Here is a 2,577-nt window from a genome sequence, read left to right as displayed (position 1 = left end):
GCTGGGCGAGACCCTGGCCGCCAAGGGCGCCGACGCCGCCGTCCTGACCGCCCCGGCCTCCATCGCCTGGCTGTTCAACGTGCGCGGCGGCGACGTCAGTCGCACCCCCCTGCCCCTGGCCCAGGCCATCCTGAACCGCGACGGCTCGGCCCGGCTCTTCCTCGACCCCGTCAAGGTGACGCCCGAGCTCCCGGCCTGGCTGGGCAACGGCGTATCCCTCGAGACCCCGTCGGACCTGGCCGGCGCCCTGGCCGACCTGAAGGACAAGGTCGTCCTGGTCGATCCCGCCCAGTCCCCGGCCTTCTATTTCGACGCCCTGGAGGCCGCCGGCGCCCGGGTGCTGCGGGGCGAGGACCCCTGCGCCCTGCCCCGAGCCTGCAAGAACCCGGTGGAGATCGCCGGCTCCCGCAGCGCCCATGTTCGCGACGGCGTCGCCCTGACCCGCTTCCTGCACTGGGTGGCCACCGAGGCCCAGGCCCTCTTGCCCGACGAGATCGAGGTCGCCAGCCGGCTGGAGGCTTTCCGCGAGGAGGTCGAGGGCCTGGCGGACCTGTCCTTCGACACCATCGCCGCGGCCCTGGGCAACGCGGCCCTGCCGCACTACCACCCCACCGAGAAGACCAATGCGCGCACCGCGCCGGGCACCCTGCTGCTGGTGGATTCCGGCGGCCAGTACCCGGACGGCACCACGGACGTCACCCGCACCCTGGCCATCGGGACCCCGAGCCGGGAGATGTGCGAGCGCTTCACCCTGGTGCTCAAGGGCCACCTGGCCCTGGCGGCCCTGCGCTTCCCGGCGGGGACGACGGGCTCGGCGGTGGACGCCTTCGCCCGGGCCGCCCTCTGGTCGCGGGGCCTGGACTACGACCACGGCACCGGCCACGGCGTGGGCGTCTTCCTGGGGGTCCACGAGGGCCCGCACCGCATCGCCAAGGCGCCGAACACTGTGGCCCTGCAGCCTGGAATGATCGTCTCCAACGAGCCGGGCTACTACAAGGAAGGCGCCTACGGCATCCGGATCGAGAACCTCCAGTACGTGACAGAGCCCAGGACCATTCCCGGCGGCGAGCGGCCCATGCTGGGCTTCGAAGCCCTGACCCTGGCCCCGATCGACCGGACCCTGATCCTTCCGGATCTTTTGACCTCGGAGGAGCGCGCCCAGCTGGACGCCTACCACGCCCGGGTCCTGGCCGAAATCGGCCCGCACCTGGACGCCCCGGTCCGCACCTGGCTTGAGGGAGCCTGCGCGCCGATCGGGGGGTGACAGAGGGGCGTTGGGGGGTGGCCGCACACCTCTCTTGCCCGCACCCGCCCCGATGCGCCCAAGGGCGGAGGCGAGGCACGATTTGTTAGCGATGCATCCGTTAGCCGAGGTCCGCCCGGTTCACTTTCGTCGGAGGCTTGCCGTCTGATGAGGTTTTCGCCCCTGTTTCGCCTCGGCCTGATGGTGGCTGGGCTCGCTCTTTCGCCGACTGTCGGTCAGGCGCAGGAGAGCGGGTCCCTGTGCGCGCAGCGCCCCGGACAGACGACCCCACCCTGCGCTGTCCCGCGCGGGGGCCTGGTGCTCGAGACGGGGTTGGCGACCTGGACGTCCAGCCGGGATGGAAGCACGACAAACCTCCTCGCCCCCCTGCTCCGGGTCGGTCTGGGGTCCGGTCTGGAAGCGGAGCTGGGTTGGACGGGGCTGACGAAAACGAAACCCTCAGACAGTCCGGCCGGGACTGCGCGTCAGAGGTATGAGGCGGGGGATGTTGTTGTGGGCGCGCTCTTCGGGTCCCGGACTTCAAGCCTGGCCTACGGCTTACAGAGCTTCATCGTCCTTCCCACGGGAGAGGGGCGCGCAACCGGCGGCGATTGGGGCGCCGGGGTGCGCCTTCCGCTCAGCTGGACTTCGGGCGGCGGCTGGCAGGTGTCGCTGACGCCTGAGCTTGACCTCTCGGTGGATGCCGACAGGCGCGGCAGACACGTCGCGACAGGGGGGGCCGCTGGCCTCAGTCGCACACTGAGCGAATCCCTCTCCGCCGGGCTCGACATCAGTCTCTATCGGGACTGGGACCCAAGAGGGGCCTCAACCCGCTCCATCCTGGCGACCTCTCTCGCCTGGCAGGTCGGCTCGAACGTCCAGTTCGATATCGGCGCGGGCTTCGGACTCACAAGCGACAGCCCGCACACCCTCGTTTCCGTCGGAGTCACGCGGCGGCTATAGGCGTTGGCGGAGACCCGGCCGGCCATGACCCTCGCGGTGGTATCGCGTATGCGCCAGCCGCCTTTGCGACCAAGGTCTTGGCCTCGTCGGCGGTCATCTCCTCCAGGGCGCCGGTGAAGAACCAGGTCTTGGCGGCCGCGGCAGTGCCGCTACGGGGCGCCTCGGCGTCGCAGGGAAGCGCGCCTCAGTCGGCGCCCAGCTGGACGCCTATCACGCCCGGGTCCTGGCCAAGATCGGCCCGCACCTGGACGCCCCGGTCCGCACCTGGCTTGAGGGAGCCTGCGCGCCGATCAGGGGGTGACAGAGGGGCGTTGGGGGGTGGCCGCACACCCCCTCCGGCCCGCTTCGCGGTCCACCTCCCCCTCAAGAGG

The 2,577-nt window shown here is 71.1% G+C and carries 3 protein-coding genes; all 3 read left to right on the top strand.

Translation table 11 applies throughout. The features are described 5' to 3' along the window. The coding region (locus IM632_RS11550; RefSeq protein WP_296552358.1) for an aminopeptidase family protein P at nt 1-1,264 on the top strand (1,264 nt) is incomplete at its 5' end. Between the two features lie 147 nt (nt 1,265-1,411). Next, complete coding sequence (locus IM632_RS11545; protein WP_296547615.1) at nt 1,412-2,206, top strand: transporter; 795 nt, start codon at nt 1,412-1,414, stop codon at nt 2,204-2,206. A gap of 199 nt (nt 2,207-2,405) precedes the next feature. After that, a complete protein-coding gene (locus tag IM632_RS11540; RefSeq protein ID WP_296521703.1) occupies nt 2,406-2,507 on the top strand; it encodes a M24 family metallopeptidase C-terminal domain-containing protein in 102 nt (33 codons plus the stop codon). Nucleotides 2,508-2,577 lie beyond the last annotated feature (70 nt).

The organism is Phenylobacterium sp. (assembly GCF_020402505.1).
Classification (GTDB): Bacteria; Pseudomonadota; Alphaproteobacteria; order Caulobacterales; family Caulobacteraceae; genus Phenylobacterium.
Note: the sequence above shows the minus strand (reverse complement) of the source record. Positions and strands in the feature narration are given on the sequence as shown.

Bases quoted from the DNA above. Each gene is read 5' to 3' on its own strand.
- IM632_RS11545 (WP_296547615.1), top strand. From the start codon at position 1,412: ATGAGGTTTTCGCCCCTGTTTCGCCTCGGCCTGATGGTGGCTGGGCTC.